This is a genomic window from Gudongella sp. DL1XJH-153 (genome assembly GCF_049310905.1).
In the GTDB taxonomy this organism is placed as follows: Bacteria; Bacillota; Clostridia; order Tissierellales; family Tissierellaceae; genus Gudongella.
The window spans coordinates 58,918-65,978 of sequence record NZ_JBMEMN010000013.1 but is presented as its reverse complement, the minus strand read 5'-3'; the positions used below and the strand labels follow the sequence as shown (position 1 = coordinate 65,978).

Genomic DNA, 7,061 nt, shown 5'->3' with positions numbered 1-7,061 from the left:
AATGGAATTCTGTCTTTTAATATTTACTTATCACACTGAATAGCACTGTTTAAAGTATACTTTTTCAGTGGCCTCGCAAATGCCTGATTTTTTAACTCTACTCTTTAATTATAAATCCTTTCTCATCTTCCAGGATTTCAAGCTCCGATATTTTGACATTCTTAACTTTGGCTCTCTTTAGGGATTTCATAAATTCAACAAGGAATTCTATCCTGTCCATCTCTCCCTGAAATTGTGCCCTGACACTTCCATCTGGAAGATTTTCAACCCAGCCAGTTAGACCCAGCCTGTTTGCAAGTTCATATACCTCCAATCGAAATCCAACCTTCTGAACCTTCCCTGAGAATTCAATCTCTTCTCTTCTAATCTCTGTAGTTTTGAATTCTGGCAATCTAAGGTTTTTTACCTGTTTTACCACATAATTGTTTTGCCATTCACTTATAAAGCCCATATATTATCCTCCCTGCCGTTTACTTACCATAAAACCAATCAGATATCCAGTTGTTAGTTTTTTCCCCGAATGTTACAATACATTAAGAACTAGAAAAGACGGTGATTCCATGAATAAATTCTTAAACATTTCATATGGTGCGGTCCAAGGATTCTATTGGATGTATTTTGCTGTAATTATAAGCTTTGCATCTGCATTTCTGCTTGATCGAGGATATTCCAATTCACAGATTGGCTTTATACTTGCCTTTGCAAATATCCTTGCTGTACTGATCCAGCCCATCCTTGCCGATATTGCTGACAGATCCAAAAAGCTTTCTCTAGTCTCCGTTCTAGGGGTAATGGGTGCTGGCTTGATTATAGGTACAGGCTCCCTGTATTTTATGGATTACAAATCAATTCTTCTAACATCCGTGTTCGTTCTGACAGGAGCATTGCAGATCTCATTGCAGCCTTTGATAAACTCAATCGCATTTCATTTCAGCAAGGCAGGAAGCTACATAAATTTTGGAGCAACAAGAAGTGTTGGCTCAGTTGCCTATGCATTTATAAGCTCAATCCTAGGTTTTCTAGTGCTTCGTTTTGGCACCAGAACCATTCCTCTTACAGGTGTTGTGGTTATAATGCTTCTTATGACAGCTCTATTTCTGACAGACAAGCTCTTTAAAAAAAATCTGACCCTTCATATTCCGGACCAGTCCCTTGATGACTCAAAGGAAGATGCTACCATAACTCTCCTTCAGTTTATGAAAAGAAACAAGATCTTTGTTGTGCTTACTTTTGGAATCATGCTTGTGTTCTTCCAGAATGCTGTAATCAACAACTTCCTTATTCAGATACTTAGAAACATAGGCGGAGACAGTAGCCAAATGGGTAGACTATTTTCCTTTATGGCTCTTCTTGAGATGCCTGGACTCTTCTTTTTCAGTAAGCTTAGAACCAAGTTTAGAAGCCAGACCATGCTAAAGATTTCGTCAATTGCTTTTATTGGCAAGGTATTCTTTACATACCTTGCACCATCTGTAGGGTTTGTCTACCTTGCATTTCTGTTTCAGCTTATTTCATTTCCACTTTTTTTATCATCAGCAGTACATCTGGCTGATGAGGTAATGGAAAAAGGAGAAGCTGTAAAAGGCCAGTCCCTTGTTACAGGAATGATGACCCTTAGTGGCGTGTTTGCCAGCCTTCTTGGAGGCGCGGTCCTCGATATAGGTGGACCTTCACAGCTTCTTCTTATAAGCACAGGTCTTGCAGTTGTGGGTACCTTTTCCATATTCTTGACGGTAAACAAGGTCTAAAGAGAGTACTCAAGTTGCATATCCCTGGGGTCACTTTCGTAGAACGCCTTGTTTACTTCCACTGCATCCACACACCCCAGTCTTCGGTAAAATGCTATTGTGTCCTCCGCTGACCCGGCACAAATGTAAAGCTTATCAGCACCCCACTCCATTGACTGATCAGTGCACATCTTGAAGAGTCTTTTGCCAATTCCCCTGCCTCTATGTTCATTTGATATGAATATCTGATCCAAAAGGACATATTTGAATTTATCTCCAAACATATCACTGTTTACAGTTGCAAAACCAAGTAGTTGACCATCTTTTTCATATGCTCCGAAGGCCTTTCCTCCATTTTTTATTGTCTCCCTTAAACCTTCAAGGTGATTCTCATAGCCATTTGGCCACGTATCATCATGGTAATCAAGGTCAATCAGCGTCCTTTTTCCATCGACTTCCCTCCATGCCCTTTTTATATACTGGGATGCATCGATTTCATTTATCCTTACTGCTTCATTAATGTCCATTTCCTTATAAACTATATTATCCATAAATCAACCTCTCTGTTTCTCAAGATTTGCTGCAAAATCATCCTTGGTTAGTCCCAGAAGAATCTCATCGTGATACTTCCCATCTGTATATACCATCTGGCGTCTTCTTCCTTCTTCTTTGCATCCAAGTTTCTTGAGCATTGTTGCTGAGGCGATATTGCCTTCCAGCACACTTCCATAGTATTTGTTCAGGCGTCTTTCAAAAAATGCATACCTGAACATAATATCCATTGCAGCAGTTCCATATCCCATACCTCTATGGTCACGGTCAATCTGCATTCCTATGCTGAAGGTTCCATTTTTCTCATCAATGGAGTTGATATTTCCTGCTCCAACATTCTTTCCTTCAAGGGTTTCAATCGTAAACATAAGCCTTCCAGTTCCTGCCTTGAAATTCTGGAATGCTTCAGTCATGTGTTTTGCCTCTTCAACTGTAGGTGGAAGCTCAACTTCATAGTCCAACAATCTTCTTGCAGGTGTGTCAAACCTGTTGTAGTAGTGAATCTCCCAGTCATCTTCCCCCATTGCCCTTAACCTTACCAAATCATTTTGCCAAAAATAGTTTTCGTAGTTTTCTTTTCTCATTGTATCGTTCTCCTGTTATGTTATTTTACTTCTTTTCTATCTCCACAACGCATTGGGTCTTTATTTTCTCAACTAGAAATTGAAGTGCATCGATCACGTGTGGTCTGATATCTCCACCGACCAGAACATACATGATATCATCGCCAACCTGAAGCTCCCCTTCATTTAGCCATGCGTTTACATAGTAGATTCCATCGAGTCTTTTTGTTTCCTCAACTGCAGACAAGACCTTTTCCTCGTTGTAGCCAAACTCCATTCCTGTGACTTGTGTACCGTCATCAATACCTTGTCTAACCTTGGCTTTTGGGGTTTCTCTTACAACTCCGTTGTGAAAAAGATACATCCCTACCTGAGAAGCATTGGGGTCCTTTTTGGCTTCCTCAATCCATTTATCCATTGATGGTGATTGTTTTGACATTTTATCATCCTTCCTTTTAGTGGTCTGATTTTAGTCCGGCTCCGCACATGGGAATAAGGACATCCCTAAGTCTACCCTCCTGCTCTATTAGCTTGAGGTATGCTGCATAGGTTGCTGCTGTTGTATGCTCAATGTAAATTCCCTTCTTTGCAAGCCTTTCCCTTGCTGGGATTATTCCGTCCTCAGGTGCTGTTATTACCCTAATATTGTATTTATATATATACTCTAGTATCTCATCCCCACGCATGGGGGCACCTATAGCTATTCCTTCTGCCATTGTCTGCTTTGGAGTGGTATGCCGTATCTCCTTTTCCCCTGCTTCAACGGTCTCTGCAAATGGTGCGCAGTTTTCTCCCTGAACAGCGTAAATATTTGGCATTCTTTCAATTAATCCTGACTGGAGAAGTTCCTCCAAGCCTATCATTATTCCAAGAAACAGTGTCCCATTTCCAAGTGGAAGGAACAGATTCTCAGGGATTCTGTTAAGCTGCTCATATACTTCATAGATATATGTCTTCGTTCCCTGGTAGAAGAATGGATTGAAGACATGACTTGCATAATATACTCCTTCTTCCTCAACTCTTTTTCTGCACACATCAGCGCAATTGTCCCTCGAGCCGGGAACCAAGTTTACCTTTGCTCCGTGGGAGCTTATCATATCAATCTTTTTAGGCGATGTGCCTTCAGGTACAAATATTTCGCATTCTATTCCAGCCTTTGCACTGTAGGCTGCAACACTGTTCCCTGCGTTTCCACTGCTGTCCTGGACAACATAATCCACACCGATTGATTTTACATGGGCAATTAGAACCGCAGCACCCCTGTCCTTAAATGACAGGGTAGGCATTAAATAATCCATCTTTAACATAACATCCTCATCAAGATGAATGGCTGGAGTCATTCCCTCACCCAAGGAAACCTGTCCCAGCGCCTTTTTTTCAACAGGGATCCATTCCCTGTATCTTAACAATCCCCATTTATCCTTATGAATCCTATCCAGATCAAACTTCGGTGCATCGTATCGAAGCTTCCAGAGTCCTCCACATTCGCATTTTGCTTTTCTTGTATCTATGCTTTCCTCATGATTGCATTTTGAGCAGTAAAAATTCATTGTAAGTCCCTCCGATTATATTCCCTTAACTGGCTTTGATGTATCATAACCCAGTTCATAGTAGTTGTTATTGTTAAACTGGAAGTCCTTTATTACATCCAAACCCAGCTTGTCCACATGAGCTTTATATGATCTGGGATTTATATGGTTTATAAAGGTTATAAGAATCGGGAATCTCTTGCTCATCTGCTCCCTGGAAAAATCAAAAAGCCTTGGAAGTACTTCCGTGCTCCTGTACTCCTTGTCTATACAAATCGGTCCATACTGATAGGAGTTCCCTGTTGACAGAGTCTCTCCCAAATACTCTGTATCAGGAAGGTCCTTTATCATATGTTGAAACAGAGGCCACTCTGACCAGTATTCCCAGGACGCTGCCATTGCATAGGCAATAACCTGGTCGCCGTCACAGGCAATTGCTATTCCCTGCTCCTTTTCTATAAGCTCCCCAAACTTCTCGGGAGTAAAGAGGGTTGTTACAAAACCATCCGCCTTGTCCTCTTCACTTATTGTCAACACATGATACTTTTTCTGCAGCTCTGATATTTGTGGAATATCCTCTATTGTAGCATTTCTGTAAATCATATTTGCCCTCCTTCATTTTGTCCATTTTATAAAGTCCTTCTTTGATTTTAACATATTTACTGAATGTTTTACTATTTCATATTACTTTTACTCCTGTATTTTGGAATCAATCTCCATAAGTAATCTTTTCCTATCCTGTGGAAGTATTCCCTTGATCTTGATTATGTTTGATGGATGAGTTGTATCAAATTCCATTGTCTTTTCTGGATGGAGATTGTGGAGAATTGTCCAGGTTTCCAATAGATTTTCCTGTCTTGATGAAGGAATATACTCTCCCTTTTTAGCAAGCTCGGATAACCCAGAACCTTCCATAAGCATAAGGCTCATTGTAATTAGTGTTTTTGCATGAAACTGGTTAATCATGTGGACTGTTTTCTGAGCGTTTTCCTTACATCTCCCGGCTCCACCGATTCCAATGAGCACAATTGCATTAAAGGCCAGATTTACTTTGTTCAGTTTCTTTGCCTCCCTGATGGCATCACTAACTGTGTGACCCTTATTCATTAGAGAAAGATACTTGTCACTGCCAGCTTCAAAGCCTATATACAGCAGTCTAAGCCCTGAATTATGGAGATTGGACAATTCCTCATCTGAGTACCTTGAAATGCTTCTGACCGAGGCATATGATGCCACACGAGCGCAATATGGAAGATATTCTCTTATCTCTTTCAAGATAATCATCATTTTGTCATATCCGACACATAATGGGTCTGCTCCTGTAAGAAAAACCTTTTCTGTATACTCATATCCATTTATGAGCTGCTGTCTTATCTGTTCCAATGGTACTTCGCTATATTTATCATCCTTATACATTGTACAGAACAAGCATTTATTGTATGGACAGCCTAAAGTAACCGGTATCATCATTGTTGTCATTTCGTCCTGTGGATAGTGTATTGAGCTTTCACGATACATAAAAACACCCCTTCCCGCTTAACATTCCCTCTAAAAGATAAATACCCCTTTCGACTGAGTCGAAAAGGGTACCAAACATTCGTGCCGGTTCTTTTTGTTTATTAATGGCTATCTTTGTATCGATATATAATGCCTTGTAATTCCTATCATTGCAAAAAAACCTATGTATCCTGAAATAGGCAAGACTATTCCTATAAGCTCCTTGAATCCCAATAAGCTTACCATAAATGCTACTGTAACAAGGATTCCAATCAATGGTCTAAGCTTATAATTCTTGTATTTCCTTATCCTATAGGCGACTCCATACAGAAATGTAAGAGCTGTCCCAAACATTCCAGTAAACAGTAGCAAAGAATATCCAACTCCCAGTATGGGATTCACTTTCTCAGCAAGTGCAAGCATGGGGAGTTCTGAGTAGGCTAGCATATCTCTAAAAAGCACCATAGGAAGCAAAATACACAAGAATACAACCGACAATTGTGCCACCCCCTGAAGCATTCCTTTATGTATGACATCCTCCTTTTTCACATCAGGTGATATGGGGACCAATATTGAAATTGCCCCCATCATATTATAAGAAACAAAAGCCAATGTAGATGCTACCCAGTTTCCAATTAGAGGATTCTCACTGGAGTAGGGTGTTGCTACGATTGCATTAGGCTCAAATGTAAAGACTGAAAATACTCCTATTACCATTCCAACTACAATCATCACAGGTACAGTTATTGAGAATACTGTCAGCACTCCCTTGGCTTCCCATAGGGCAACAACTCCTAAGACAATTGTCATTAGTCCGCTTCCATATATGGCTGGTACATCGTATAACTGATTCAAAAGCGCACCTGTCCCGGCAACCATTATCACTACAGTCCCAAAAAGATAGAAGATATAGGTTGCACTGAAAAACAACCTGAGCCAAGGGATATCCTTACGGATAATTATCCTATCAAACTCTGTTATTCCCGTTTTTCTTGCAGTCTTCATAACAAAGCAGCCCAGTATGTATAATAATAACATGGAGATTGGCATGGCTATAAGTCCGTAGGTTCCAAACACCCCAAAGAACTGCATTATCTCTTGCCCTGATACAAAGCCTGCTCCAAGAAGGCTCCCTGTAAAACCCATTGCTATTTCGCGTGGTTTTATACTTTTTGTGTTCAAATCTATCCCTT

Annotated in this window: 9 protein-coding genes; 1 reads left to right on the top strand and 8 read right to left on the bottom strand. The window is 40.3% G+C overall.

Going from position 1 to position 7,061, the window contains the following annotated elements; genetic code table 11:
* Positions 1-97: 97 nt before the first annotated feature.
* Positions 98-451 carry an acylphosphatase gene (locus ACOEN1_RS06915; protein ID WP_422485939.1) on the bottom strand — a complete coding sequence of 118 codons (354 nt, stop codon included), beginning with the start codon at positions 449-451 and terminating at the stop codon, positions 98-100.
* A gap of 109 nt (positions 452-560) precedes the next feature.
* Between ACOEN1_RS06915 and ACOEN1_RS06910 the strand changes: the two genes are divergently transcribed.
* Positions 561-1,748, top strand: a complete 1,188-nt coding sequence (locus ACOEN1_RS06910; RefSeq protein ID WP_422485937.1) for an MFS transporter — start codon at positions 561-563, stop codon at positions 1,746-1,748.
* Here the strand turns inward: ACOEN1_RS06910 and ACOEN1_RS06905 are convergent.
* The 7 genes from ACOEN1_RS06905 to ACOEN1_RS06875 all read right to left on the bottom strand — a co-directional run bounded on the left by ACOEN1_RS06905 (position 1,745) and on the right by ACOEN1_RS06875 (position 7,050).
* On the bottom strand, positions 1,745-2,278 hold the full coding sequence (locus tag ACOEN1_RS06905; RefSeq protein ID WP_422485935.1) for a GNAT family N-acetyltransferase: 534 nt from the start codon (positions 2,276-2,278) through the stop codon (positions 1,745-1,747). The two genes, ACOEN1_RS06910 and ACOEN1_RS06905, sit on opposite strands and share 4 nt — an antisense overlap.
* 3 nt (positions 2,279-2,281) lie before the next feature.
* Positions 2,282-2,863 carry a GNAT family N-acetyltransferase gene (locus ACOEN1_RS06900; protein ID WP_422485933.1) on the bottom strand — a complete coding sequence of 194 codons (582 nt, stop codon included), beginning with the start codon at positions 2,861-2,863 and terminating at the stop codon, positions 2,282-2,284.
* Between the two features lie 25 nt (positions 2,864-2,888).
* Positions 2,889-3,281, bottom strand: a complete 393-nt coding sequence (locus ACOEN1_RS06895) for a molybdenum cofactor biosynthesis protein MoaE (protein ID WP_422485931.1) — start codon at positions 3,279-3,281, stop codon at positions 2,889-2,891.
* Between the two features lie 16 nt (positions 3,282-3,297).
* Positions 3,298-4,392 carry a threonine synthase gene (locus tag ACOEN1_RS06890; RefSeq protein WP_422485929.1) on the bottom strand — a complete coding sequence of 365 codons (1,095 nt, stop codon included), beginning with the start codon at positions 4,390-4,392 and terminating at the stop codon, positions 3,298-3,300.
* Positions 4,393-4,407: 15 nt separating this feature from the next.
* On the bottom strand, positions 4,408-4,974 hold the full coding sequence (locus ACOEN1_RS06885; RefSeq protein WP_422485927.1) for a GNAT family acetyltransferase: 567 nt from the start codon (positions 4,972-4,974) through the stop codon (positions 4,408-4,410).
* Positions 4,975-5,061: 87 nt separating this feature from the next.
* Positions 5,062-5,889, bottom strand: coding sequence for a radical SAM protein (locus ACOEN1_RS06880; protein ID WP_422485925.1), 828 nt, complete (start codon positions 5,887-5,889; stop codon positions 5,062-5,064).
* A 108-nt stretch (positions 5,890-5,997) separates the two neighbouring features.
* Complete coding sequence (locus ACOEN1_RS06875) at positions 5,998-7,050, bottom strand: hypothetical protein (RefSeq protein ID WP_422485923.1); 1,053 nt, start codon at positions 7,048-7,050, stop codon at positions 5,998-6,000.
* Positions 7,051-7,061: the final 11 nt, after the last annotated feature.